Source organism: Bradyrhizobium sp. 197, assembly GCF_023073375.1.
Taxonomy (GTDB): Bacteria; Pseudomonadota; Alphaproteobacteria; order Rhizobiales; family Xanthobacteraceae; genus Bradyrhizobium.
On record NZ_JADPJJ010000092.1, the window covers coordinates 283379 to 308608 of the forward strand.

The following is a 25230-nucleotide window of genomic DNA, read 5'->3' on the forward strand; positions in this document are numbered from 1 at the left end:
GCCTAGCGGATGGTCCACTCCCCCGCATGCGAGGAGAAAGGAGCGCCCTGCCGTTGCAGCCACGGGCTCGCATCACACTCTCGTTGCGAGCCGCCGCGCGCCGTAGTCAATGGGCTGACGCAGCGCGCGGTTTGTGGCACAAGAGCCGCCTCTGCCGACCGACCAACGAGGCCACGCATGCCCGCGCCCAAACCGCCCGCCTTCGAGACCCTGAGCCTGCATGCGGGCCAGCATCCGGATCCCGCGACCGGCGCCCGCGCGGTGCCGATCTACCAGACCACGTCCTACGTGTTCCAGGATTCCGATCACGCCGCCGCGCTGTTCAATCTCGAACGCGCCGGCCACATCTATACGCGCATCTCCAATCCCACCACCGGCGTGCTGGAGGAGCGGCTCGCAGCACTGGAGGGCGGCGTCGGCGCGATCTGCACCGCGAGCGGCATGGCGGCGCTGCATCTCGCCATCGCCACGCTTCTGAACGCCGGCGACCACATCGTGGCGTCGAGCTCGCTCTATGGCGGCACCATCAATCTGCTGGCGCACACGCTGCCGCGCTTCGGCATCACCACGACGTTTGTGAAGCCACGCGACCTCGAGGCATTCCGCGCGGCGATCAAGCCGAACACAAAGCTGGTGATCGGCGAGACCATCGGCAATCCCGGGCTTGAAGTGCTTGATATTCCGAAGGTCGCGGCGATCGCGCATGACGCGAAGATCCCGCTGCTGATCGACAACACCTTTGCCACGCCCTATCTCAGCCGTCCGATCGAACTCGGCGCCGACCTCGTCATGCATTCGGCGACCAAATGGATCGGCGGCCACGGCATCGCGATCGGCGGCGCCATTATCGACGGCGGCCGGTTTGATTGGCGTTCATCCGGAAAATTCGGCGTGCTGACCGAACCCTATGGCGGCTATCACGGCATCGTCTTCGACGAGCAGTTCGGCACGGCTGCCTTCATCATGCGCGCGCGCACCGAAGGCCTGCGCGATTTCGGTGCTTGCCTGTCGCCGACCAACGCGTTCCAGCTCCTGCAGGGCGTGGAGACGCTCGGCGTGCGCATGGACCGCCACATCCAAAACACGCACCTCGTGCTGGAAGCATTGAAGGCCAACAAGGCCGTGGATTGGGTGCTGCATCCCTCGCTCGAGGACCACGCGGATTACCAGCTGGCAAAACAATTGCTGCCGCGCGGCGCCGGCTCGATCGTCTCCTTCGGCATCAAGGGCGGGCGGCCCGCGGGGCGCAAGTTCATCGAATCGCTGCGCATGATCAGCCATCTCGCCAATGTCGGCGACGCCAAGACGCTGGTGATCCACCCCGCCTCGACCACACATCAGCAGATGGACGCCGCGCAACTCAAGGCGTCCGGCATCGGCGAGGAATTGGTGCGACTGTCGGTCGGCATCGAGGCGGCAAGCGACATCCTCGACGATCTTGCGCAGGCGCTGCGCATCTCGCAAAAGGTCTGACACCATGAAGCTTTCCGTCAACGGCGCCGAAATGTTTGTCGCAACCGGCGGCCGCGACTTCGACAAGTCCCTGCCTGCGGTCGTCTTCCTCCATGGCGCCGGCTTCGATCGTTCGACCTGGGCACTGCACACGCGCTGGTTCGCCCATCACGGTTTTGCCGTGCTGGCGCCTGATATGCCCGGTCACGGCCGCTCGTCCGGGCCTTCGCTTGGCAGCATCGCCGAGATGGCCGACTGGACGGCCGCGCTGCTCGATGCGGCCGGAGTTACGAAGGCGCATCTGATCGGCCATTCCATGGGATCACTGATCTCGCTGGAGACGGCGGCACGGCATCCCGAAAAAGTATCCGCACTGAGCCTGATCGGCACGGCCGCGACCATGACGGTCGGCCCGGATCTGCTGAAGGCAGCCGAGGCCAACGACCAGGACGCGCTCGACATGGTCTCGATCTGGGGCCTCGGCTTCAACGCCGAACTCGGCGGCAGCCTCGCACCGGGCCTGTGGATGCATGGCGGCGCGCAGGCCGTGCTCAAGACTTGCGAGCCGGGCGTGCTGTTCAGGGATTTGTCCGCCTGCAATGCTTACGCGAATGCGCTCACCGCTGCCGCGAGCGTGAAGGTGCCAGTCACACTCATCCTCGGCGAGCGAGACATGATGACACCAGTGAAGGCCGGCAAGGCACTCGCGGCCGCGATCCCGCATGCGAAGACAATCGTGGTACCGGGCGCGGGCCACATGATCATGGCCGAACGCCCGGATGAACTGCTGGCTGCGCTCAGGAACTGAAAGGATCAATCGTCCATCTTGCGCGTTGCGGTCAGACATCCCTGTGAAATCCAGAGGGAACTGAACCTATGCCAAGACAGGAAGTCATCCGCAAAGCCAGACAAGACAAGCGTGCCGGCAAATCGGCAAGCACGCAGGCCGGCGAATTCGTCAAGGACGAGATCGACAAGATCCGCAAGGGCAAGCATGGTGCGCGCTCGACGCGGCAGGCTGTCGCCATCGGTCTGTCCGAGGCACGCCGCGCCGGCGTCGATCTCCCGCCGCCGCGAAAGGGACGCGTCAAGAAGACGACGCGCCGCAGCGCCAAATATGCCTACGAGGTCGGCCAGGGCAAGCGCACTCCGAAGCGCCGGCCGCGCGTGTCGCGGGCCGTCGAGGAGGTTTTGAAAAAGGAGCCGCGCTCGACCGCATCGCGCAGTGCATTGTCGAAGCAGGGCAAGCGCGCCGCGGGCCGGCGAACGGCTGCGTCGCGTTCGGCCGCGGCCCGCAAGGCGAGCCGCACCAAGGGCGCCAACGTCCGCTCCGCCGCCGCAAAGAAGGCGGCACGCACCAGGGCGCGCCGCCGGAGTTGAGTCTCGTTTCGCTCAGGAACCCGGCGTCCACTTCCAGACGATGTCGGACACGTTGACCGGCTTCGGAATCAGGCCAAGCTTTGCAAAACGGTCGGCGACCGCCTGCTGGCTCTTGGTCACCTCGGCGTCGAGCGGCACCACGCGATAGGTGGAGCGATTGACGAAGCGGCGGACCGCTTCGATGTCGACGCCGGTCGCCTCGGCCTGTGCCTTTGCGACCTCCTCGTGATGCGACTCCGCCCACACGCCTTCAGACGCAAAGGCCGTATTGAGCTTTGCGACCAACGAGGGATACTTCTCGACGAAATCGGTGTTGGCGATGTAGTAGGCGTTCGGCTTGTGCACATCCTTGTCGAAGACGAGAACCCGAGCGTTCTCCTTCAATTCGGCGAGCGCCAAATAAGGATCCCAGATCGACCAGGCATCGACCGCGCCCTTGACGAAGGCCGCCGTCGCATCGGCCGGCGCGAGCGGCGCCGGGGTGATATCGGACCAGGACAGGCCTCCCTTTTCGAGCGCCACGACCAGGAGATTGTGTGCGCTCGATCCTTTGCCGAAGGCGATGCGCTTGCCCTTGAGGTCCGCCAGCGATTTGATCGGCGAATCCTTCGGCACGATGATCGCTTGATTGTCGCCGTCGGACTTCACGGCCGCGACATAGCGGATCCTGGCGCCGCCAGCTTGCGCGAAGATCGGCGGCGTATCGCCGACAAAGCCGAAATCGACGCTGCCGACATTGATGGCCTCCAGCAGCGGCGGGCCGAACTGGAAGTCGATCCACTTGATCTCGATGCCGAGCGGCTTGAAGGCGCTTTCGAGCGTTTGACGTTGGCGAACCGCAGGGAAGAAGCCGCCCTTCTGCGTACCGATGCGGATTTCGACCGGCTTGTCCTCAGCGCGCGCCGGTGCGGCAAAGGCGGTCGCGAGCAGAAGCGACGTTGCGAGAATGTGTCGTCGATTCATCATGACGTGGCCCTTTCGGTGGGATCAGTTGGCGAAAAGTAGGGAATTCGCGCGCCGGCTTCGTTCGGAGAACACGGCACGTGCGGCGCGCTCGGCCTCGCGCGCGGACCGGAACTGCCGGCCTTCGAGACTGTCGAACAGGCGCTCGGAGGAGAAGAAGCGAAAGCCGCGCTGATCCCTCGTGACGATGCCGGCGGCGCGGTCGTGGATTTCGATGATGTAGGCGTTCGACTGAGTTTGGGACATGACTGCTCGCTCGCCGGGGTCTCGGCGTTCCTGTCTTGCGATTTGCTGCGTGAGGTGCTGTGAGGCGGCGGTCAGCAGCAACAACAGGCGCCGGTTGCCGCCGAGAAACAGCGCCGCGTCATGCACGCATGCATGTCGTTATTGTTGCGCTGGTGATCGGTTCTCATGTGGCGGCTTCGGCTCGAGGAGCAGTTTCGATGCTGCGAATATCGAGGGATTGACGCGTTCGGTCAATGAAATGGGTATCCATATTTGCCACCGGCGCGCATCGGCACTTCTCCCGGTGCGAGCGCAGGCAAACGAATTTATCTCGCGATGAGTTCAACGCCGGTGCGCGGCCGGCCGTGATACTGTCCGCTCCATAAGCAACAGCTGACAGGGAGGCCGATCATGGCGGAGGTTCTGAAGGGACGCACGGCGCTCGTCACCGGCGGCTCGCGGGGAATCGGCGCTGCGGTCTGCGGTGCGCTGGCCGAGGCCGGCGCGGCCGTGGCGATCAACTGCCGCGAGCGGATCGGGCAGGCCGAGCAACTGGCGGATGAGATCGGCAAGCGCGGCGGCCGCGCCATCGCCGTCGCTGCGGACGTATCGCAGCGCGAGGCCGTGACCGCGATGGTCGACCGCGCCACGGCCGAGCTCGGCCCCATCGACATCCTCGTCAACAATGCGGGTATCGCCATCACGCGCGGCATCGACGATCTCACCGAGGACGATTTCGACCGGACGATCCTGGTCAACCTGAAATCCGTCTTCCTGTGCACGCAGGCGGTGCTGCCGACGATGCGCGCGAAGAAATGGGGCCGCATCGTCAACATCTCCTCCGGTGCCGCGCGCGGCGCCGGCGCGATCGGACCGCACTACAACGCGTCCAAGGCCGGCCTGGAGGGCCTGACGCGCGGCTATGCGGCGCGGCTGGTGAAGGAAGGCGTCACCGTCAACGCGGTGGCGCCGTCGCTGATCGAGACCGACATGATGAGTGGCCAGCCGCAGCTCGTCAGCCGCATTCCGCTCGGCCGCTTCGGCACGGCGGAAGAAGTAGCGAAGGCCGTGATGCTTCTGGTCGACAACGCCTACATGACCGGGCAGACGGTCGCGCTCAGCGGCGGCATGGCGTTCAATTAGGGGCAGCACTCGCAGCGAGCTCCCCCTTCACTCTCTCCTCCAGGACGGGGCTATCGCATATGAAGAAAAACGTGGCGGGGAGCTCGCCTGCGGCCATCCTTCGAGACGCCCGCCTCACGGCGGGCCCTCAGGATGAGGTCGCGTTTCGCGGCGAGATGATCCTCATGGTGAGGAGCCCGCCAAAGCGGGCGTCTCGAACCATGCAGGCCGAGCACGTCACGCGACCTCAGAGCCCCTCTCCCCGCACGAGCAGGACGAGGAAGACGAGAGAGCGTCACCACATCGTCGCGGCCGCGCGCTCCGGCCAGATTCGGTCATACTCCGCACCGCCGATCTTGTTCTCGCTCATCTCGGCGAGGATCTGCCCCGGTGTCGGCAGCGTCTTGGGGTCGATACGCTTGTCGGGATTCCAGAGGTCGGAGCGGACGATGGCGCGGGCGCACTGGAAGTAGATTTCGTCGACCGTCATCACCATGACACTGCGCGGCGCCTTGCCTTCGACCTTGAACGAGGCGAGCAATTCGGGATCGATGGAGAGATGCGCCCGCCCATTGGCTCGAACCGCATTGCCGGAGCCGGGGATCAGGAACATCAGCGACACCCTGGGGTCACGCACGATGTTGCGCAAGGAATCGACCCGGTTGTTGCCGCGGCGATCCGGCAGCATCAGAGTCTTCGGGTCATGAATGCGGACGAAGCCGGAGAGATCGCCGCGTGGCGAGCAGTCGATGCCCTCGGGTCCGATGGTGGCAAGCGCTGCGAATGGCGCCTTCTCGATGAAGACCCGATAGAGCGGGGTGACGTGGTCGGCGACTTTCACAGTCGAGGCGTCGTTGGTGACGCCGTAGATGGCCTCTAACTGCTCGACCGTTTCGATCACCGACATTCCAACCTCCTTGGTGCGCCGACCGCTATTCGTGCCAGCCTTCATTCCTGATCACGCGCACGAGATGGCGGCTGTGATATTCGGCGCTGCCCGCGTTGAGGATGGTGACATCGGCATTGCCCGACGCGTCGACGCTGCGCGACAGCCTCTCCGCGACGTTGCCATCGCTAATCCGCGCTCGGGCGGCAAGCCGCTGCGCCAGCACATCCGGCGGCGCCGTGACCGCGACCACGACGACGTTTGCATACGCTTGACGCAGTGCGCCAATGACGGTGCGTGAAACGTTGATGACGACAGCGCGCCCGGCACGGATATCGTCGTTGATCTCAAGCGGCAAAGCGTAGGAATGCCCGTGCGCCTCCCAATGCACGGCAAAATCGCCGTGCTCGCGCGCGCGCCGGAATTCGTCGGCGCTCACCGCGACATTGTCCTCGTCAGCGGAGGATTCGCGCGTCACGACACGGCGCGGAAAGACGACGTCGCGATCATCGACACAAGCCGCCTGCGCGAGCCGCAGCAAGGTGTCCTTGCCGGCGCCGCTGGGGCCGACCACGAGCACGAGCCGCCCGGGTCCAATCCCGCCTGCCGCGTCCTGCGCCATGGTCACAGTCTCGCTCATGCGACACGGCTTCCTTCGCGCCAGACGCTGCGGACGACGGGAACGCTGCCCGCGACGTGCACGCGGATCAGATCGGCGCGCTTGCCTATCGCGACCTCGCCGCGATCGGTGAGGCCAACCGCTTCCGCAGGCGCCTTCGTCACGGTGCGAACCGCCGCCGAAAGGCTGATGGCGGGCACGTGCTCAGGCAAATGCAGCGCAGCCATCAGGAGGCTCGAGGGAATGTAATCCGACGACAGAATATCGAGCAGGCCTTCGCGGGCGAGATCGACCGCGGCGATGTTGCCGGAGTGCGAGCCGCCGCGCACGACGTTCGGTGCGCCCATCAGGATGTCGATGCCGGCCTGGTGCAGGCTGCGCGCGGCCTCCAGCGTGGTCGGGAACTCGGCGACCGAAACGCCATCGCGCAGGGCGTCCGCGACGTTTTCCTCGGTGGTGTCGTCATGGCTGGCGAGCGGGATCTTGTACTCATGCGCCAGCGCCACGATCTCACGCATGTTGGCCGCGGCATAAAGCTTCTGATATTCGAAGCGCTTCGCGAACAGCTCGTCGAGCTCGGCATCGGTCTTGCCGCCACCCTTGCCGCGATAATAGTCACGCAGCTTGACCTCGTCGCGGAACTGGCGCTGGCCGGGCGTGTGGTCCATCAGCGACATGAGCCGCACGTCGGGACGGTCGATCAGCTCCTTGGCCTCCTCGACCACGCTCGGCATCGGGATTTCGCAGCGCAGATGCAGGAAGTGGTCGGCGCGCAGCAATTTGGCATCGCGCGCGGTCGCGATCGCGGCGGCAAGCACGCCAGCGCGGCCATCGACTTCTTCAGCGCCGTCCTCGCGCCAGACCCGGAGCGAGTCGAACACCGTGGTGATGCCCGATGTCGCGAGCTGGCCGTCATAGGAGACGACGGCAGCAACCGGATTCCAGAACACTTTTGGCCGCGGCACGTAATGCGCTTCGAGATGGTCGGTGTGGAGCTCGATCAGGCCGGGCATGATCAAATCGCCGCCGGCATCCTCGGCGCCCGCGGGCGCCCTGCCCTCACCGATCTCGGCAATGCGTCCGTCCGCGAGAGCGAGCCAGCCCTGCTCGATCACCCGTTCCGCCAACACGATCCTGGCGTTGGCGATCACGATGTCGTTCGGCTTGGCGTTCATTTCCCTCTTCCTTCAGGCGGCGGCGGCAAAGCTGGTGACGTCGACGATGCGGTCGGCAATCAGATGACGGATTTCGTCGTCATGGACAATGGCGACCATGGCGACGCCCTGGCGCTTCTTTTCGGCGACCAGCTCGACCACGACGGCGCGGTTTGCGGCATCTAACGAGGCGGTTGGTTCGTCGAGCAGCAGGATCGGCAGATCCGAGATGAAGCCGCGCGCGATGTTGACGCGCTGCTGCTCGCCGCCGGAGAAGGTCGCGGGCGGAAGCTGCCAGAGCCGCTCGGGGATATTGAGACGATGCAGCAATTGGCCGGCACGGGCTTGCGCCTCCGCGCGCGCCAGGCCGTTGACGATCAGGGGCTCGGCGACCACGTCGACGGTCGCGACGCGCGGCACCGCGCGCAGGAACTGGCTGACGTAGCCGATGGTTGCGCGGCGGACGTTGAGGATCTGGCGCGGATCGGCCGTGGCGAGATCGATCACCGCGCCGCGATGGCGGATGCCGATGCGGCCGGAGTCGCAGCGATAATTGCCGAAGATCATCTTCAGGATCGACGATTTTCCGGCGCCTGACGGCCCCGACAGCACGACGCATTCGCCGGGATTGACGTGGAAGGTCACGCCGCTGACGACAGGCAGCTCGATGCCACCCTGCAGGTGCATCGTGAAGGTCTTGTTGGCGTCGGCGATGTCGATCATGGCGGTCATTAGAAAACTCTTCCTGGCAGGCTCATGGCGGCAGAATCGAGGAGACGAGGAGCTGGGTATAGGGCTCGCGGGGGTCGTCGAGCACCTGGTCGGTGAGGCCGGTCTCGATGACGCGGCCCCCCTTCATCACCATCACGCGGTGCGACAGCAACCGCGCGACCGCGAGATCGTGGGTGACGATGATGACGGCGAGACCAAGCTCGGCGACCAGGCTGCGCACGAGGTCGAGCAGGCGGGCCTGGACAGAAACATCGAGCCCGCCGGTCGGCTCGTCCATGAAGACGAGACGCGGCTCGGTGACGAGGTTGCGGGCGATCTGGAGACGCTGGCGCATGCCGCCGGAATAGGTGCGCGGCGCATCGTCGATGCGTGCGATGTCGATCTCGACGCGGGTCAGCCAGTCCGACGCGGTATCACGGATACGGCCGTAGTGATTCCACCCCACCGCCATCAGCCGCTCGCCGACATTGGCGCCGGCCGAGACCGCCATGCGCAGGCCCTGCGCGGGATCCTGGTGCACAAAACCCCAATCGGTGCGGAACAGGAAGCGCCGCTCGGCCTCGCCCAGCGTGGCAAGATCGCGGGTGACGCCGTCACGCATCCGATAGGACACCTGGCCGCCACTGGCCGCGAGCTGACCCGACAGGAGCTGGAGCAGCGTCGATTTGCCCGAACCGGATTCGCCGACGATCGCCAGCACTTCGCCGGGATAGAGCGAGAACGACACATCGCGGCACGCGGCGATGCGGCCGTAGGACTTGCTCAGGGACTCGGCAAGCAGCAGCGGCTGGTCGTTTTCGAGCGTATCGAGATCAGCCAAGTCTTGATCAGCCATGTGCGCCCGCCTTCTCCTTGTACGGCGCGGCGCTCAGGCTGCCGTGGTGGCCCGCGGCCTGGCGGCCCTCGCAATAGTCGGTGTCGGAGCAGACGAACATGCGCCCGCCCTTGTCGTCGGTGACGATCTCGTCGAGATAGGAATTTTCAGCCGCGCACAGCGCGCACGGTGCGTTGAAGCGATACGGATCGAAGGGATGGTCTTCGAAGTCAAGCGACACGACCTGCGTATAGGGCGGGATCGCATAGATGCGCTTCTCGCGGCCGGCGCCGAACAGTTGCAGCGCCGGGCAATAGTCCATCTTGGGATTGTCGAATTTCGGCGTCGGCGACGGGTCCATCACGTAGCGCGCGTTGACCTTCACGGGATAGGCGTAAGCCGTCGCGATGTGGCCGAAGCGAGCGATGTCCTCGTAGAGCTTCACATGCATCAAGCCGTATTCGGCCAGCGCGTGCATGCGCCGCGTCTCGGTCTCGCGCGGCTCGAGGAAACGTAAGGGCTCCGGAATCGGCACCTGATAGACCAGCACCTGATTCTCGTGCAGCGACGTCTCCGGGATGCGGTGGCGGGTCTGGATCACGGTTGCATCTTCCGTCGCCGTCGTCGTGGCGACGCCGGCGGTCTTGGCAAAGAACTTTCGGATCGAGATCGCGTTGGTGGTGTCGTCGGAGCCCTGGTCGATCACCTTCAGCACGTCCTGGGGGCCGAGGATCGCAGCGGTCACCTGCACGCCGCCGGTGCCCCAGCCATAGGGCATCGGCATTTCACGGCTGGCGAACGGCACCTGATAGCCCGGGATCGCGATCGCCTTGAGGATCGCGCGGCGAATCATCCGCTTGGTCTGTTCGTCGAGATAGGCAAAATTGTAGGCGGGCGCGTTCATTCCGCGGCCTCCTTCATGGCGTCAGGTGCATTGGCCTCTGCGAATTCCTTGCGCAGCTTGCGCAACAGGCCGAGCTCGGACTGGAAGTCGACATAATGCGGCAGCTTCAGATGCTCGACGAAGCCGGTCGCCTGGACGTTGTCCGAATGCGACATCACGAATTCTTCATCTTGTGCCGGGGCAAGTGCCTCTTCGCCGAGTTCGCGCGCGCGCAACGCGCGGTCGACCAGCGCCATCGACATGGTCTTGCGCTCGCTCTGACCGAAGGCGAGGCCATAGCCGCGGGTGAAGCACGGCGCTTCCGTCGCAGAGCCCTTGAACTGGTTGACCATCTGGCACTCGGTGAGCTCGATCGAGCCGAGCGGCACGGCGAAGCCGACGTCTTCCGCCGAAAATTCGACCTCGACCTCGCCGAAGCGGATCTCGCCGGCGAAGGGATGGTTGCGGCCGTAGCCGCGCTGGGTGGAATAGCCCATCGCCAGCAGAAAACCTTCGTCGCCACGCGCGAGGTTCTGCAGGCGCAGGTCACGATCCGCCGGAAAATTGAGCGGCTCGCGAGTGAGGTCGCCGACGCTGGCGCCCTCCTCGGCCTGCGGCGAAGATTCGATCAGACCGTCGCGGCCGAGGATGTCGGTCACCCGCGGCGTTGGCGCTGTCGACGCTTCGGCCGTCGCGGGTGTTTCCGGCACAAAACCTTCGGCGAGCGAGGGATCGAGCAGGCGGTGGGTATAATCGAAGGTCGGGCCGAGGATCTGGCCGCCGGGAATGTCCTTGAACGTCGAGGACACCCGCCGCTGCACCCGCATCGCGCCGGTCTCGACCGGCTCGCTGGCGCCGAAGCGCGGCAGCGTGGCGCGGAAGGCGCGGACCAGGAAGATCGCCTCGATCAAATCGCCGCGCGCCTGCTTGATTGCGAGCGCCGCGAGCTCGCGGTCATAGAGCGAGCCTTCGCTCATGACGCGGTCCACGGCGAGGCCAAGCTGCTCCGAGATCTGGTCGAGGGACATTTCCGGAACGCTTTGGTCGCCGCGCCGCGCACTGGCGAGCAGGCGATGGGCGTTCTCGATGGCGCGTTCGCCGCCTTTGACTGCGACATACATGCGGCTAGCTTCCCTTGTTCACGACACGCGTGGTGCGGGGGATCGCAACCACGGCGTCATCGGCGACCAGCACCACATCGGTGCCGCGCGGAAACAGCGTCTCATTGACGCGCAGGCGCTCGAACAGGTCGAACGGCCTGATCGAGGCCTGGAGCGTCGCGACACCGTCGATGCCGGGGCCGCGCAGCTCGAAGCTGCGCCCCGAGTCCAGGCTCTCGACCTGAAGGATCAATGTGGTCGAACGATCCGGATATTCGCTGGTGCCGAGCGCGAAGCGCTCGAGCGAAGGCAGCGCTCCGCCGTCGCTGATCAGCGCGAAGCCTGCGATCGAGGAATCCTGCACCACCGGCGCGCCGGTGTGGAACTTCAGCCATTTTGTCACGTCGGTGCTTTCCGACATGCGCGCATTGAGCCAGAGCGGCGTGTCGTGGTCGAACAGCGTCAGCGCGATCGCGGCGGTGCCGCGCATCATTATATGAGGCGCTCCTGATGTCGGCACGATGCGCTGGACCGACCCCGGCCGAGCCATCGCGTCCATGACCGAACGAAAGGTCGATTGCGCCGACAGCACCTTGTCGGCGAACCCCGGCGGCAGTTCCGCAATCGTAGTCATGATCTCACCCTTCACCGCGCACCATGGTGTAGAAATCAACCTTCGTCGCGGCGGTCTCGGCCGCCGCCTGCTTGCGCCTGACCATAAGCTGCTCACGCAACGGCGCGATAATTTCCCGCTCCACCGCGCCGCCGAAATCGCTGGATTGCACCAGCGCATCGCACAGCGCGATCAGCCGCGCCTTCTCACCGTCGCGACCGAGCGTGTAACCGAAACCGACCTCGCCGCTCGCCAGCCTGACCGCAGCGCGCGACACCGTGGCTTCGCCGAGGTTGAACGGCGCACCGTCGCCACCGACCCGGCCGCGCAGCATGACGAGACCGTTTTCCGGCGCGCGCAGATCCTGATGCGCCGGCAGGGCGAGAGCGCGGAGGCGAGCGGCGATCTCGCCCGCCTCCGCGTGCGCCAGCACGGCCATTGCGGCCTTGCGCTGGGCTTGCTGATTGTTGTGCTGGGTCACTAAATCCACCAAACTTTTCTGCAGAACTTGTCGAATCCAAGTTGTCTATGATACTAGACAACTTGATACGTGAGCGCCATGACTGTTTCGTGACAAAGGCGTGATTTCTGGAGTAGCTTCCCGGCCACATGAGCATTCAGGACACAGCCTCCTCGGGCGTCGCGTTGTGGCGCCTCGTTGCCGACGGCATCGAGCGCGGCATTGCCGACGGCCGCTTTGCGGCTGGCGACAAGTTGCCGGGCGAGATGGAGATCGCCGAAACCTATCGCGTGAACCGCCACACGGTGCGGCGCGCGTTGGCCGCGCTTGCCGAGCGCGGCATCGTGCGGGCCGAGCGCGGCAGCGGAACCTATGTCGAGGCGCAGAAGCTCGCCTATCCGCTGCGCTCGCGGACCCGCTTCTCCGAGATCGTCGGCGCGGATGGCCGCGAACCGCATGGCCGGTTGATCGAAGCGTCCGATGATGCCGCGACCCGCGAACTCGCGCGGGAACTTGGATTGAAGGCCGGCGCACCACTGGTGCGGATCGAAGCGATGCGCCTCGCCGACCGCACGCCGATCTGCGTCTCCACCACCTGGCTGTCGGCGGAATTGTTTCCGGGGGCGGGCAATGTATTCGCCGCGACGCGCTCGATGACGAAACTGCTCGAGCATTACGGCGTCCGCGACTATCGGCGCGGCGCGACCCGGATCACCGCCGGCATCGTCGACGCAACCGACGCCGCACGGCTCGATCTGGCGCTGGGACGGCCGATCCTGGTGGTCGACGCGACTGACCATGACCTCGACGGCAAGCCGCTGGTGACCAAGCATTCGCGCTTCGCCGCCGAGCGGGTGGAGTTTCTGGTGGAGTCGTAGAAGGGAAGAAGAGCTACGCCACTGCCCTTCGCCCGATGATGGCGAAGCGGAGTTTTCCCGAGACGAAATCGATCGCGGCGACTGCCACCAGGATCATCAGGATCAGGAACGACACCTTCTGCCATTCCAGCACGCGGATCTGCTCGGCGAGCTGGAGCCCGATGCCGCCGGCGCCGACGATGCCGATGATGGTGGCCGAGCGCGTATTCGACTCGATGAAATAGAGCACCTGGCCGGCGACGACCGGCAGGACCTGCGGCAGCAAACCGAAACGGATCTCGTGCAGCGCACTGCCGCCGGAGGCGCGGATGCCCTCGACCTGCTTCTGGTCGGCGCCCTCGATCGCCTCCGAGAACAGTTTTCCGAAGGCGCCGAAATCGGACACGGCTATGGCGAGCACGCCGGCAAACGGACCGAGCCCGACCACGTTGATCCACACCAGCGCCCAGATCAGCGTATCAACGCCGCGAATCGAATCCAGGAAACGTCGCACCGGGAAGCGCAGAATGCTCGACGGCACCACGTTGCGGGCGGCCAACAGGCTGACCGGAAGCGCGAACACGGCGGCAAGCGTCGTGCCGAGCAGCGCAATCGACAGCGTCTCGCCCAGCGCCTTCAGATAGATCGGCAGCGACGAGCCGGGATCCGGCGGGATCATCATCAGGCTGATCCAGCCGAGCTGGTTGAGGCCCGCGAAGAACCGCGACGGCGAGAAATCGAGATCGACGAGGCCGTAGACCAGGATTGCGAACGCCGCGACGATCATCGCCGGCATCGCAAGCCGCGCGGAGGCCGGCCGGTCGAACATTTCAGGATAGCGCGCGCGAAGCGCTGCGGTGTCGATCTCCTGCCGCCCCGTCACGTCCGCGTCTCCCTGCCGAACAGCTGGCCGCGCAGCCAGCCGGTGCTGATGTCGATGACGAAGACCGCGACGATGATGGTGAGCAGGATCGCGCTGACGTCCGAGTAATAAAACTTGCGGATGGCGACGACGAGCTCCTGGCCGATGCCGCCGGCGCCGACGAAACCCATCACCGAGGCTTCCCGGACATTGACCTCGAAGCGCAGCAGCGCGTAGCTGGCATAGCCCGCGGTCACCTGCGGCACGACGGCAAAGCGCATGCAGGAGAGCCAGCTCGCACCGGTCGAGCGGATGCCTTCGACCGGCTTCATGTCGGCGTTCTCGACGATCTCCGAGAACAGTTTTCCGAGCGCGCCGGTGGAGTGGATCGCGATCGCGAGCACGCCGGCCATCGGCCCGAGCCCGAAGGCGATCACGAAGATCAGCGCGAAGACGATACCGGGCACGGTGCGGGCGAATTCGAGCAGGCGGCGCACCGTGAAGCGCAGCCAGGGCGACGGCGAGGTGTTTTCGGCCGCAAAGAAGTTGAGCGCGAAAGCGAACGTTGCACCGATCAGCGTGCCTACATAGGAGATCAACAGCGTCTCGCCGAGCATCCTCAGCCATTTGCGCCAGCCCCACAGCCACTCGCCGACATCGGTCCAAACCCGCTGGCCATTGTCGAGCGCGAAGATGCGGTCGAAATAGCTGAGGAAGTTACCGTAATGGGCGAAGAGGGTGCGCAGGTTCACTTCCGCGCCGATCGCGGCGAGAAACAGTGCTGCAGCGAAGATCACGGCTCCAAACAGGAGTCGCAGCCGCTTGCGCGCGACCGCCTGGCGATAGGCGGCGTTGAGCACGGCGAGCTGCTGCTCGGGGAGGATCGAAACCGCGACGGTCATCTGGCCAGGAAAAATGGTCGATCAAAGAGAAACAGCCGGGTCCATCGACCCGGCTCCAATGCCATCGTCCTGAAATCAGGACGCCTTCTTCTTACGCAGTGCATCGACGAACTTGATCAGCTCGATCGTGCCATCCCAGTCCTTGGTGGTGGCGGGATGAAAACCCTTCTTCTGGCCGTCCTGGAGACGGTCGAAGGCCGCCTTGTCCTTGGCCGGCGCGTCGAAGAACGCCTTCGCGATGGCCGCCTTCGCCTCTTCCGGCAGGTCCGAATTGTAGGCGTAGGGGCCGTTGACGATCGGCGCCGACTTGTGGATGATGCGGAAATCGTCCTTCTTCATCGGCGAACCGTCGGCATTCTTCAACATGCCCTTGGTCAGCATTTGCGCCAGCGTCGAATCGTCATCGCTGGTCCACTGGTTGGCCGCAACGTCGACGGTGCCCTGCGCGAGCGCCAGGATCGCATTCTCATGGCTGCCGGTGAAGACGACCTTGCCGAAATAGGTGTCGGCGTCCGCGATGCCCATCTTGTCGAGCTCGAAGCGCGGCACGTTGTTGCCGGAGGTCGAGTTCGGATCGACGAGGCCAAGGTTCTTGCCCTTGAGCTGATCGACGCTCTTGTAGGGGCTGTTCGCCTTGACGAAGAACACCGAGTAGTAGCCGGTCGAGCCGTCCGCGTTGATGTCGTTGGCGAAGGCGTCGGTCTTGACGCCGGTCAGGCGGGCGCGGGCGAACGAGGCCGAGCCATAGCTCGCGATATGGATGTTGCCGGCGCGCTGGCCTTCGATGACGGCGGCGTAGTCGTTGGCGATGCGCAGCGTGACCTTCACGCCCAGCTCCTTGGAGAGATAGTTCATGAACGGCGCCCAGCGCTCGGTAACGCCCGAGGCGTTTTCCGCCGGAATGACCGCGAAGGTCAGTTCGGGATATTTGGCTTTCCAGTCGTCGGCGGAGGCTGAGGTCGTGAACGCGAGCGCGGCGGCGCCGGCAAGAACTAGTCTACGAGTGATCATGATAGCCTCTTCATCGGTTGGGGTCGGTTGACGCAAGAACTGAAAACAAAACAAGCGCGGCTCAGGCGGCGGCCGCCGTTCCAAGTGCCGGAACGCCCTGGGGCGCCGGCACGGGCATGCCGCCCATGATTTCGGCGGCTTCGAGATCGTAGAGCTCGCGCGCAACGTAATCGGTCAACTCAGCCGGCGCGCCGTCGAACACCACGCGGCCCTGCGCCATGCCGATCAGGCGGTCGCAATAGCTGCGCGCCAGATCGAGCGAGTGAAGATTGCAGAGCACGGTGATGCCGAAATGCTTGTTGATGCGCAGCAGCGCATCCATCACGATCTTGGTGTTGCGCGGGTCGAGCGAGGCGATCGGCTCGTCGGCGAGGATGATGTCGGGCTGCTGCACCAGCGCGCGGGCGATCGCCACGCGTTGCTGCTGGCCCCCGGAAAGCTGGTCGGCACGCTGGGCTGCGAGCGGGGCGATGTCGAACTGCTCGAGCGCGGACATCGCCAGCGCCTTGTCCTGCTCAGGCCAGGTCTGCGTCAGGGAGCGCCAGGCCGGCATCGTCGCGAGTCGCCCCATCAGGACGTTGGTGAGCACGTCGAGCCGGCCGACCAGGTTGAATTGCTGGAAGATCATCGCGGAACGTGCCCGCCACTGCCGCAACTCCTTGCCGCGCAGCGCCGTGACGTCGATGCCGTCGAACAGGATGCGGCCTTGCGTCGGCGTCGCCAGGCGGTTGATGGTCCGCAGCAGGGTCGACTTGCCGGCGCCGGATCGCCCGATCACGCCGACGAAGCCGCCGGGGGAAACTTGAAACGAAGCGTCGTCCACCGCGGCTTTCACGCCGAAGCGACACGTCAGACCTTCAACCACCAGCATGCAGGGCTCCAGAGTAGCTTGGGCCCACCGCTAACGCCGGCGCTTGACACTTGTGTGACACGCGCGTTGCGGTGCGGCGATCCTACACACCTCATCGCCTGTTCATCCCCTGTCATCGCGTCGTCATGACATTGTCATCAAACCGCTCGAAGAGAAATGCCCGCCCTCTCGTTCGGATGCAACATGGCCGCCAAAACTCTTTCGGTCCAGCCGACCATCGATCCCTCGGCCAGGCTGCACGACACCAGGCTTGGGGCCTACACCGAGGTCGGCGCGCGCACGATTTTGCACGACGTGACGATGGGCGATTACTCCTATGTCGTGAACGACGCCCAGATCACCTACACCACCATCGGAAAATTCTGCTCGATCGCGGCGATGACACGGATCAATCCGGGCAATCACCCGATGCACCGCGCCACGCAGGCGCACTTCACTTATCGTTCGAGCGCCTACTTCGAAGGCGAGAGCGACGATACGGAATTCTTCGACTGGCGGCGCCAGCATCACATCCATATCGGCCATGACGTCTGGATCGGCCATGGCGCGATCGTGCTGCCGGGCCGCAACATCGGCACCGGCGCGGTGATCGCGGCAGGCGCCATCGTCACCAAGGACGTGCCGGCCTACACCATCGTCGCCGGCAATCCGGCGCGCATCGTCCGCCGCCGGTTCTCGGAAGAGATCGCCGGGCGGCTCGCCAGGCTCGCCTGGTGGGACTGGGATCACGACAAATTGCGTGAAGCACTGCCCGATTTTCGCAAGCTCGGGATTGAAGATTTCCTCTCGACATATGAAGCACGGGCAAGTTCTCTCAACAGTCCTCTTGGCAGCAGCAAACAAAGCGCGGTCGCGTGACAGACATTTTCCTTGAGGGCGGCCGGACCCTGATCGGCTCCGAGCTCGTCGAGACTTCACTTCTCGTATCCGGAACGGACATTGCGCAGCTCGACGCTTCTCGCGGCCGGACGCGGCTTGCGATCGACGCGCGCGACCTGCTGGTGCTGCCCGGCATCGTCGATCTGCATGGCGATGCCTTCGAGCGGCAAATGATGCCGCGTGCCGGTGTCGACTTCCCGATCGATGTGGCGCTCGCCGACAGCGACCGCCAGGCGATCGGCAACGGCATCACCACGGTGTTTCACGCCACGACCTGTTCGTGGGAGCCGGGCCTGCGCAGCGCCGACAATGCGCGCGGCCTGATGGAAGCGATCGAACGGCAGCGCCCGCAATTCGCGGCCGATACCCGCTTCCACCTGCGCCACGAGACCTACAATCTCGATGCCGAGCAGGAGATGAGCCAATGGCTCGCCAAAGGTCGCGTCGACCTGTTCGCCTTCAACGACCACATGGACGGCACGGTCGGGGACATGGCCAAGCCTCGCAAGCGCAACCGCATGGTGGAGCGTACCGGCCTGTCGGGCGAGGAATTCGACCGGCTGGTGGGACACGTGCTTTCGCGCGCCAGCGAGGTCCCGGCTTCCGTGTCGCGGCTTGCCGCGACTGCCCGCGCCGCCGAGGTGCGGATGCTTTCGCATGACGATGCGACGCCGGCGGTGCGCCAGGGCTTTCGCGCCATAGGCGTGGCGATCGCGGAGTTTCCGATCAACGAGGAGACGGCGCGGGAGGCAGCCAGCCACGGCGATGCCATCGTCTACGGCGCGCCGAACGTCGTGCGCGGCGGCAGCCACACGGGCTGGACCAAAGCGTCCGACATGATCGCCAAGGGGCTCTGCTCGGTGCTGGCCTCGGACTATTATTATCCCGCGCAGCTGCTCGCTGCGTTCCGCCTCGCAGCCGATGGCGTGCTGCCGCTGACCGAGGCCTGGAACCTGGTCTCCGCCGCACCCGCGCGCGCGACCGGCCTTGCCGATCGCGGCGTGCTCGCGGAAGGACGGCGCGCCGACATTCTGCTGGTCGACGACAGCGTTCCGCTGCGACCGCGACTCGTGGCCGTCATCGCGGGCGGCAAGCTCGTGCATCTCACCGATGCGACGCGGCTGCTCGCAGCAGTGGCAACGCCGCGCGAGGCTGTCGTTGCGGCCTAAACCGGTTATGCTGCGGCGATGACAGGTCTTTCCCGCTACGCGATCTATTTTGCGGCAGGCAGCAACAGCGCCCTCTCCCGCTTCGGCGCCGAGCTGCTCGGCTACGATGCCCATACCGGCAACGAATTGCCGTTTCCTAGCGACACACTGCATGCCGCGCCCGATTGGCGCGACATCACCGCCGATCCCCGCAAATACGGCTTTCACGGCACGCTGAAGGCGCCGATGGCGCTCGCGCCCGGCAAGACCGAAGCGGAGCTTTTGTCGGCCTGCGCAACCTTTGCCGGCGAGGCGCGGAGGATCCCGGTGATCCGCCCGATCGTCGATTCCATCAGTGGTTTTATTGCGGTCATTCCGGCCGAGCCGGTCGATGCGCTCCAAGAGCTCGCCGCCGATTGCGTCCGCGAGTTCGATTCATTCCGTCCGGCCCTGACGGCGGAAGATCGCGGGCGGCGGAAGCCCGAGAAGCTCAACGAGCGGCAGCGCGACTATCTCGATCGCTGGGGCTATCCCTACGTGATGGAGGAATTCCGCTTCCACATGACGCTGACGGGGCGGCTGGATGCGGAGCGCCGCGGCCCGATTTTGAAGATGCTGCAGGCAAGGTTTGCTGCGCTCGGTCTCAACACGCTAGCGATCGATCGCGTCGCGCTGTTCAGGCAGGGTGACGCCAAGGCTCGCTTCCGCATCATCGGCGAGTGGGCTTTGACGCAGTCAAGCGTCAGTGCCAGCTCGCGAGATTGAAGGCGAGGGCCACAACGCCAACCAGAATGAGGCTGGTCGCCCAGATGACATCCAGATTGAACCAGCTTCGCGAGACGAATTTCAATCCCAGATGGCGGTAGACCAGCCACGCCAGACATCCGCCGGCGCCGACCATGGCGGCAACGTGCACCAAAGACACCAGCACCGCCATCCCGAGACTTGCCTTGATCAGCGCGCCAGCGGCCTCGTGGCCGGCATCGAGTTCGAAGGCCTGGCAGAGCCCGAGATAGATCGGCACAAGCATCAAGGCGGCGCCGTGGGCAATGGCGACGGCAAATGACCAGAGCGCCAATTGCGTTGGCGGAATTCGTGCCAGCGTGCGCGGATGGCGCCGCTCGACCAGCCGATAAACGCCGAAACCAATGACGAGAAGGCTCGCGCCGAGCTGGATCGGACGCTGCCACTCGGCCAGCACGAGCAGGAACGCGAATGGCAGCAGCACGATAAATGTTGCCAGGAGATGTCCGGCCGCCAGAGCCCACAACGCGCGAAAGAGCGCGCGCGGGCTCTTGTCCATGAGCCCGGCCGAAACGGCGAGCGGCCAGCCCATTCCCGGATTGCCCCCGTGATAGAGACCGCTCGCAACAAGAGCGAGCCACAGCCCGCCGAGGCTTGCGTGTGCCCAATCTAGGCCGACGGGTAGCAAAACGAGTCCGTCGAACAATCGCCGCCTTCCAGCCTGATCTGGTGCGCACGATATCCGTCGGGGAAGCTCACGAAGTAGTCCTTGTCGAGCTCGAGGCCGCCATTGCGACCGACATTGGCCATGACTTCCACACCCGGAACGCCATCGGGATAGAACTGGTCATCCCAGGTGGAATAGAGCGAATTGGTCCAGTATACGCGCCTGCCGTCGCGGCTGATCTCGACCATCTGCGGACCGGCCGCAAATGCCTTGCCATTCGGATGGGGGGTGCGGCGCGCGACGCCGCCGATGTGAACCGAGCCCGCAAGCTTCGGCTTTCGCGGATCGCTCACGTCGTACTGGCGCATTTGACCCGTGCCCCAGCACGAGACATAGAGAAACCGGTCATCCATCGACAGGTCGATGTCGGTGACCAGCGGCGGTACGGCGCCAAAGCCCTGGAGCAGCGGCGGGAGCTTCTCTTTTGGCGCGGGCTCGGGCGGGATCGTCGCCGTCTTCTCGGCATGGAATTTTCCGCCTTCGCGCCACCAGGTCCAGATCGAGGCTTCGAGATTCGTGGTGTCGACCACAACGCCTACGAAGCCGTATTCGCGAACCGGATCGTGCGCCGGCCGTACCTCCAGCGCCATCTGATGATTGGCGCCGAGGTCGATGGTCTGCACATTGCGACGGGCGCGAAGATCCCAGAAGTGGAGACGGTGGCCATATTTGTTCGCGAGCAGATCTTCCGGGACAATCCCGTTCTCGAACTGCGGCGGCAACGCCCATTCACTCGTCACCATGTAATCGCGCGGCAGGTTCCACCAGAAATCATAGTGCAGCGTCTGCGGACCGCGGTCGATCTCCCACCGCCCGAGGACCTCGAACGTCTCGCAATCCATGATGAAGACGCCTGGAGGCCCGTTGGTGCCATCTTTGCCCCCGCCACCCAGCGTGCTCACATAGATGCCGTCCGGCCCGCAATGGATGGTATGCGGCCGCGAGTAGCCGGTCTTTTTGAAGACTTCCTCAGGCTCGATGATCTTGTGGATTTTGGCCTTGGTCGGATCGGGCTTGGTATCGATGATGTAAATCCGCGACGAGCGTATCCCGGGGATGATGAGATAGCGCCGCTCGATGAAGGCATGCCCGGCGAGCGGTGACAAGGCGGAGGAGCAGGCATTCCAGCCGAAGTGATGAAACTCATCGCCCTTGTTGGGCATCGTCACGGTGTGGACGATTTGGCTGTAGGTCGGCGATCCCGGCTTGACGTCGATGACCGCGAGAGCATCCGGTTTCGAGAAATCCGGACTGAGCAGCAACGTGTAGGCAAAGTTCTCCGCAGGTGCTTCCATCGCAAGCTTGGGCGATGCGTGAAAGGTGGGATCCGGCCTCATCGTCATGGCACTGCCTCCCTGTTTCGTCGGCTCGCTCCAGCCTGGCTCGGAATAGCGGCATAATGAAGAGCTGTTGCGCGATGTCTTGAGATGCTCCGCGGGCCTGGTTGGCGAGCGTACAATATGTCATCGGCGGCTTGCGGGAAACCGCGCGAACCGCGTTAATTCGACGCCTTCAACCAGATGGCAGCTGGCGGGATCAGGCCAGGGCGCGCTTGTCCGGGACGACGGCGGAGGCTACTTCCCCCACCGCAATGCCATTGCATCGCGCTCCTTGGCCAACTCCAGCAGCCCTGCCCGTGTCGCCGGATGCAACGGTTGCAACGGATGCCGCACTGCGTCCGACTTGATCACGCCGCCGGCCTGCATCATCGCCTTGCAGGCGATCAGGCCGCATTGGCGGTTTTCGTAGTTGATCAGCGGCAGCCAGCGTTCGTAGGCGGCTTTCGCCTCCTCGCGCTTGCCCGCGAAATAGGGATCGATGATCTGGCGGATGCCGTCGGGATAGCCGCCGCCGGTCATCGCGCCGGTGGCGCCGGCATCGAGATCGGCAAGCAGCGTAATCGCCTCCTCGCCGTCCCAGGGCCCCTCGATCGCGCTGCCGCCTGCCTCGATCAGGCTGCGCAGCTTGGAAGCAGCGCCCGGCACCTCGATCTTGAAATAGCGGATGTTGGCGAAATCGCGCGCCAGCCGCGCCAGCAGCTCGACCGACAGCGGCGTGCCGGCGACGGGCGCATCCTGGATCATGATCGGAATGTTGATCGCGCCGGACAGCACCTTGAAGAATTCGACGACGCCTTTCTCGGGCACGCGGAAGGTCGCGCCGTGATAGGGCGGCATGACCATCACCATGGCGGCACCGGCCGCCTCGGCCTGTTGGCTGCGCGCGGCGCAGACGGCCGAGCTGAAATGCGTGGTGGTGACGATCACGGGAACGCGGCCCGCGACATGCTCCATCACCGCATGCATCACGGTCTCGCGCTCGGCATCCGTGAGCACGAACTGCTCGGAAAAATTGGCGAGGATGCACAGACCATTCGAGCCGGCATCGATCATGAAATCGATGCAGCGGCGCTGTCCGTCAAGGTCGAGCTCGCCGCGCTCGTCGAAGATGGTGGGTGCAACCGGGAACACGCCGCGATAAGGGCGCTGGGCCTTGTGGTGTGGCGTGACCGGCATCGAACTCTCCATCCCTGATCTTCTCGACATCTGCCGCGGCGCTGGTGCAGCGTCACAGATGTACCCGCCGCGCGCAGCGGCAGCAATGCCGATTGCGCGACGTGGGGATAGAGGATTGTCGAAGCTACGCGGTCTTCACCGCACCCAAAAAGCCCTCGACCGCCACGCGGAGACGATCGGCGTCGGCCGACATCTTCTTCACGGACACCGACAGTACCGAGCCGGCGTTGCCGGTCTCCTGGTTGAGCCTGGCGACGCTGCCGATGGTATCGGTGACCTCGCGGGTTCCCTGCGCGGCCTGCTGGAAGTTGCGCGAGATCTCGGTGGTGGCGGCGCGCTGCTGTTCGACCGCGGCGGCAATCGCCGTCATCTTCTCGTCGATGCCGCTGATGGCGCCTCCGATCGCGCGGATGGCAGTGACCGCCTGGCCGGTCGCGCCCTGGATCTCCGCGACCTGGCGGGAGATTTCTTCCGTCGCCGTCGCCGTCTGCGAGGCGAGACTCTTCACCTCGCCGGCGACCACGGCGAAGCCGCGACCGGCCTCACCCGCACGCGCGGCTTCGATGGTGGCGTTCAACGCCAGGAGGTTGGTCTGCCCTGCGATGGCGTTGATCATCTTCACGACCTCGCCGATGCGGCTAGCGGTCTGATCGAGGATCTCGACCGTCGCATTGGTCTGTGCTGCCTGCGACACGGCTTCGCGGGCCTCGCGGGCGCTGGCCTGCACCTGCGCGGAGATCTCGCCGACGGACGCGGAAAGTTCCTCGGTCGCGGCTGCGATGGTCTCGAGATTGTTGGTGGCCTGCTCGGCGGAGGAGGAGACCGCCGCGGTCTGGCTGCTCGATTCCGAAACCAGCGAGCGCACGTCGGTCGCGGTGGCATCGAGTTCTTTCGTCGACGCCGCAACGCTGTGAATGACGGCTTGCACGGTGTCGTCGAAGCTGCGGCAGGCCGCATCGACGGTGCCGGAGCGGGCGAGCTGGAGCGCCTGCTGCGATTCGCGTTCCAGGCCCAGGCGTTCCGCGGTCGCCGCACTCTCGCGCAGGCTTTCGAGCGCAGCCGCCATGGTGCCGAACTCGTCGGGATGTCTGGATTGCGGAACGGGCGTGGCGTAGTCGCGGGCGCTGATCCTGGCGATGGCGTCCAGGATGGCGCGCACCGGGCGCATCAGGCGATTGCGCACCACGTACACGCCGGCCAGGGTCACCGCCAGAGCGAGCAGGAACGCGAGCGACTGCACGACGAGATTGGTGAGCGCCTTGGCCTGCACCGTCTCCGCCCGCGCGATCGACTGGTCGAGCGCCTTGTTCGCCACCGCCACGATGGACGGGAAGGGTGACTGGCACAGCGTATTCCATTCCGAGGCGGGAAGCGCGGGCTTGCCGCTGCCGTCGAAATTCTTGGTGAGCTCGCCGATCTGCTTCAGGACGCCATCGGTCTTGGCCTTCGCGTCCGTCGCTGCCGTAACCAGCTCCGCCGTCACGCCGGGCGCTGCCAGCAACTCGGCCATGCCCGCCCAGCCGGAGGCAATCGTGCCATCCCACTGCGCCACTGACCGCTTCTGCGCGTCGTCGAGCGGCTTGTTGCTGTTGACGTTGGATCGAAGGGACGAACAATGGATTCCATAGCGGTCGCGCACCTGCCAGGCGAAGCGGCGGACCTGGATCATGCGCGCGATGTAGGGATCGTCCGTCCAGGCGCGGTTCGACACCGCGGTGGAGGCGAGGTTCGCCGTGTCGATGACTTTGGTGACGGCATCGTACCAGGAACTGGTCCGCTCGATCTTGCGCTCGGCGCGCGGACGCTTGGCCTCGTCGTAGAACAGCTGGAATTGCGGCGCGGCGTCGCTCCAGCCCTGCTTCAATGTGCCAGCGAGTTCGTCGCGGCGGGCGAAGTCGACTGTGGCGAGCGCGGCGCCGATGGCGTCATAGCCGCCCTGCTCGGCCTTCTCCGCCGCCTCGAGTTTTGTCCGCGGGTCGTCCTCGCCGAGGATCGCGCTCTGCGCATCGCCGCGATTGTTGCGCAGCGCCAGCACGCCATGGAAGATCGCCTTGTCGGCGGCGGCAAGCCGCGCGGTTTCGAGACTGTCACTGTAGCGGCCGAACGCCCCGACCATCTGGATCGCCGTGGAGGCCAGCGCACCGGCAGCCAGCAGGGCCATCAATGTCAGGAGGAGCGAACTTACCGATTTCTTGAACATTGCCATGGTGTCGGGGGGCCTGGGTCGGGGGCCTAATCTTTCGAGCGCCACCTTGCCCCGCGACATGCCAATGTTTCGTTAAGGTTTTAATCGAATTGCCGTGAGCTTCC

General features: G+C 65.1%; 27 protein-coding genes. 8 read left to right on the top strand and 19 right to left on the bottom strand.

The window, feature by feature from the left end:
- Positions 1-177 precede the first annotated feature (177 nt).
- From IVB27_RS21820 to IVB27_RS21830, 3 genes are all read left to right on the top strand, one after another.
- Positions 178-1473 (top strand): O-acetylhomoserine aminocarboxypropyltransferase, encoded by a 1296-nt coding sequence (locus IVB27_RS21820; protein ID WP_247445281.1) that lies wholly within the window; start codon positions 178-180, stop codon positions 1471-1473.
- A 4-nt stretch (positions 1474-1477) separates the two neighbouring features.
- On the top strand, positions 1478-2260 hold the full coding sequence (locus tag IVB27_RS21825; RefSeq protein ID WP_247445282.1) for an alpha/beta fold hydrolase: 783 nt from the start codon (positions 1478-1480) through the stop codon (positions 2258-2260).
- A gap of 68 nt (positions 2261-2328) precedes the next feature.
- A complete protein-coding gene (locus tag IVB27_RS21830; RefSeq protein WP_247351340.1) occupies positions 2329-2832 on the top strand; it encodes a DUF6496 domain-containing protein in 504 nt (167 codons plus the stop codon).
- Positions 2833-2844: 12 nt separating this feature from the next.
- Here IVB27_RS21830 and IVB27_RS21835 read toward each other — a convergent pair whose 3' ends face one another.
- The gene (locus IVB27_RS21835) at positions 2845-3798 is read right to left on the bottom strand and encodes an aliphatic sulfonate ABC transporter substrate-binding protein (protein WP_247445283.1); all 954 of its coding nucleotides are present in this window, start codon (positions 3796-3798) and stop codon (positions 2845-2847) included.
- A 21-nt stretch (positions 3799-3819) separates the two neighbouring features.
- Complete coding sequence (locus IVB27_RS21840; RefSeq protein WP_247445464.1) at positions 3820-4041, bottom strand: hypothetical protein; 222 nt, start codon at positions 4039-4041, stop codon at positions 3820-3822.
- 390 nt (positions 4042-4431) lie between these two features.
- On the opposite strand from IVB27_RS21840, the gene IVB27_RS21845 reads away from it, so the two are divergent.
- On the top strand, positions 4432-5163 hold the full coding sequence (locus IVB27_RS21845; RefSeq protein WP_247445284.1) for an SDR family NAD(P)-dependent oxidoreductase: 732 nt from the start codon (positions 4432-4434) through the stop codon (positions 5161-5163).
- A 274-nt stretch (positions 5164-5437) separates the two neighbouring features.
- On the opposite strand, the gene IVB27_RS21850 is transcribed toward IVB27_RS21845, so the two are convergent.
- The 9 genes from IVB27_RS21850 to phnG are packed head-to-tail and all read right to left on the bottom strand — an operon-like array spanning position 5438 to position 12433.
- Positions 5438-6049, bottom strand: coding sequence for a pyridoxamine 5'-phosphate oxidase family protein (locus IVB27_RS21850; RefSeq protein WP_247445285.1), 612 nt, complete (start codon positions 6047-6049; stop codon positions 5438-5440).
- Between the two features lie 25 nt (positions 6050-6074).
- The gene (phnN, locus tag IVB27_RS21855; RefSeq protein WP_247445286.1) at positions 6075-6668 is read right to left on the bottom strand and encodes a phosphonate metabolism protein/1,5-bisphosphokinase (PRPP-forming) PhnN; all 594 of its coding nucleotides are present in this window, start codon (positions 6666-6668) and stop codon (positions 6075-6077) included.
- A complete protein-coding gene (locus IVB27_RS21860) occupies positions 6665-7822 on the bottom strand; it encodes an alpha-D-ribose 1-methylphosphonate 5-triphosphate diphosphatase (protein WP_247445287.1) in 1158 nt (385 codons plus the stop codon). Before IVB27_RS21860 ends, phnN begins: the two co-directional genes overlap by 4 nt.
- A gap of 12 nt (positions 7823-7834) precedes the next feature.
- Complete coding sequence (phnL, locus tag IVB27_RS21865; RefSeq protein WP_247445288.1) at positions 7835-8533, bottom strand: phosphonate C-P lyase system protein PhnL; 699 nt, start codon at positions 8531-8533, stop codon at positions 7835-7837.
- 22 nt (positions 8534-8555) lie between these two features.
- Positions 8556-9368, bottom strand: coding sequence for a phosphonate C-P lyase system protein PhnK (gene phnK, locus IVB27_RS21870; protein WP_524536498.1), 813 nt, complete (start codon positions 9366-9368; stop codon positions 8556-8558).
- Complete coding sequence (locus tag IVB27_RS21875; RefSeq protein ID WP_247445289.1) at positions 9361-10251, bottom strand: alpha-D-ribose 1-methylphosphonate 5-phosphate C-P-lyase PhnJ; 891 nt, start codon at positions 10249-10251, stop codon at positions 9361-9363. Before IVB27_RS21875 ends, phnK begins: the two co-directional genes overlap by 8 nt.
- Positions 10248-11351, bottom strand: coding sequence for a carbon-phosphorus lyase complex subunit (locus tag IVB27_RS21880; protein WP_247445290.1), 1104 nt, complete (start codon positions 11349-11351; stop codon positions 10248-10250). Before IVB27_RS21880 ends, IVB27_RS21875 begins: the two co-directional genes overlap by 4 nt.
- Positions 11352-11355: 4 nt before the next feature.
- Positions 11356-11964, bottom strand: coding sequence for a phosphonate C-P lyase system protein PhnH (gene phnH, locus IVB27_RS21885; RefSeq protein ID WP_247445291.1), 609 nt, complete (start codon positions 11962-11964; stop codon positions 11356-11358).
- A gap of 4 nt (positions 11965-11968) precedes the next feature.
- The gene (gene phnG / locus IVB27_RS21890; RefSeq protein WP_247445292.1) at positions 11969-12433 is read right to left on the bottom strand and encodes a phosphonate C-P lyase system protein PhnG; all 465 of its coding nucleotides are present in this window, start codon (positions 12431-12433) and stop codon (positions 11969-11971) included.
- A gap of 119 nt (positions 12434-12552) precedes the next feature.
- Here phnG and phnF point away from each other — a divergent pair, with 119 nt between their 5' ends.
- Entirely contained in the window at positions 12553-13281 is a 729-nt protein-coding gene (gene phnF, locus IVB27_RS21895; protein ID WP_247445293.1) for a phosphonate metabolism transcriptional regulator PhnF, read from the top strand.
- Between the two features lie 13 nt (positions 13282-13294).
- On the opposite strand, the gene phnE (IVB27_RS21900) is transcribed toward phnF, so the two are convergent.
- The 4 genes from phnE (IVB27_RS21900) to phnC form a co-directional block, all read right to left on the bottom strand.
- Entirely contained in the window at positions 13295-14143 is an 849-nt protein-coding gene (phnE, locus tag IVB27_RS21900; protein WP_247445294.1) for a phosphonate ABC transporter, permease protein PhnE, read from the bottom strand.
- Complete coding sequence (gene phnE / locus IVB27_RS21905) at positions 14140-15024, bottom strand: phosphonate ABC transporter, permease protein PhnE (protein ID WP_247445295.1); 885 nt, start codon at positions 15022-15024, stop codon at positions 14140-14142. Before phnE (IVB27_RS21905) ends, phnE (IVB27_RS21900) begins: the two co-directional genes overlap by 4 nt.
- Positions 15025-15099: 75 nt before the next feature.
- Positions 15100-16035 carry a phosphonate ABC transporter substrate-binding protein gene (gene phnD / locus IVB27_RS21910; RefSeq protein ID WP_247445296.1) on the bottom strand — a complete coding sequence of 312 codons (936 nt, stop codon included), beginning with the start codon at positions 16033-16035 and terminating at the stop codon, positions 15100-15102.
- Positions 16036-16096: 61 nt separating this feature from the next.
- Positions 16097-16906, bottom strand: a complete 810-nt coding sequence (gene phnC / locus IVB27_RS21915; RefSeq protein WP_247351362.1) for a phosphonate ABC transporter ATP-binding protein — start codon at positions 16904-16906, stop codon at positions 16097-16099.
- Positions 16907-17089: 183 nt separating this feature from the next.
- On the opposite strand from phnC, the gene IVB27_RS21920 reads away from it, so the two are divergent.
- From IVB27_RS21920 to IVB27_RS21930, 3 genes are read left to right on the top strand one after another with little or no spacing between them, the layout of a single operon-like run.
- Positions 17090-17764 (top strand): transferase hexapeptide repeat family protein, encoded by a 675-nt coding sequence (locus tag IVB27_RS21920; protein WP_247351363.1) that lies wholly within the window; start codon positions 17090-17092, stop codon positions 17762-17764.
- Complete coding sequence (locus IVB27_RS21925) at positions 17761-18954, top strand: alpha-D-ribose 1-methylphosphonate 5-triphosphate diphosphatase (RefSeq protein WP_247445297.1); 1194 nt, start codon at positions 17761-17763, stop codon at positions 18952-18954. Before IVB27_RS21920 ends, IVB27_RS21925 begins: the two co-directional genes overlap by 4 nt.
- Before the next feature lie 18 nt (positions 18955-18972).
- Positions 18973-19698 carry a DUF1045 domain-containing protein gene (locus IVB27_RS21930; RefSeq protein WP_247445298.1) on the top strand — a complete coding sequence of 242 codons (726 nt, stop codon included), beginning with the start codon at positions 18973-18975 and terminating at the stop codon, positions 19696-19698.
- Here IVB27_RS21930 and IVB27_RS21935 read toward each other — a convergent pair.
- The 4 genes from IVB27_RS21935 to IVB27_RS21950 form a co-directional block, all read right to left on the bottom strand.
- On the bottom strand, positions 19676-20269 hold the full coding sequence (locus IVB27_RS21935) for a hypothetical protein (RefSeq protein WP_247445466.1): 594 nt from the start codon (positions 20267-20269) through the stop codon (positions 19676-19678). The two genes, IVB27_RS21930 and IVB27_RS21935, sit on opposite strands and share 23 nt — an antisense overlap.
- A gap of 77 nt (positions 20270-20346) precedes the next feature.
- Entirely contained in the window at positions 20347-21747 is a 1401-nt protein-coding gene (locus IVB27_RS21940; RefSeq protein ID WP_247445299.1) for a selenium-binding protein SBP56-related protein, read from the bottom strand.
- A 231-nt stretch (positions 21748-21978) separates the two neighbouring features.
- Entirely contained in the window at positions 21979-22920 is a 942-nt protein-coding gene (locus tag IVB27_RS21945) for a dihydrodipicolinate synthase family protein (protein ID WP_247445300.1), read from the bottom strand.
- Positions 22921-23044: 124 nt separating this feature from the next.
- Complete coding sequence (locus IVB27_RS21950; RefSeq protein WP_247445467.1) at positions 23045-25126, bottom strand: methyl-accepting chemotaxis protein; 2082 nt, start codon at positions 25124-25126, stop codon at positions 23045-23047.
- Between the last annotated feature and the right edge of the window lie 104 nt (positions 25127-25230).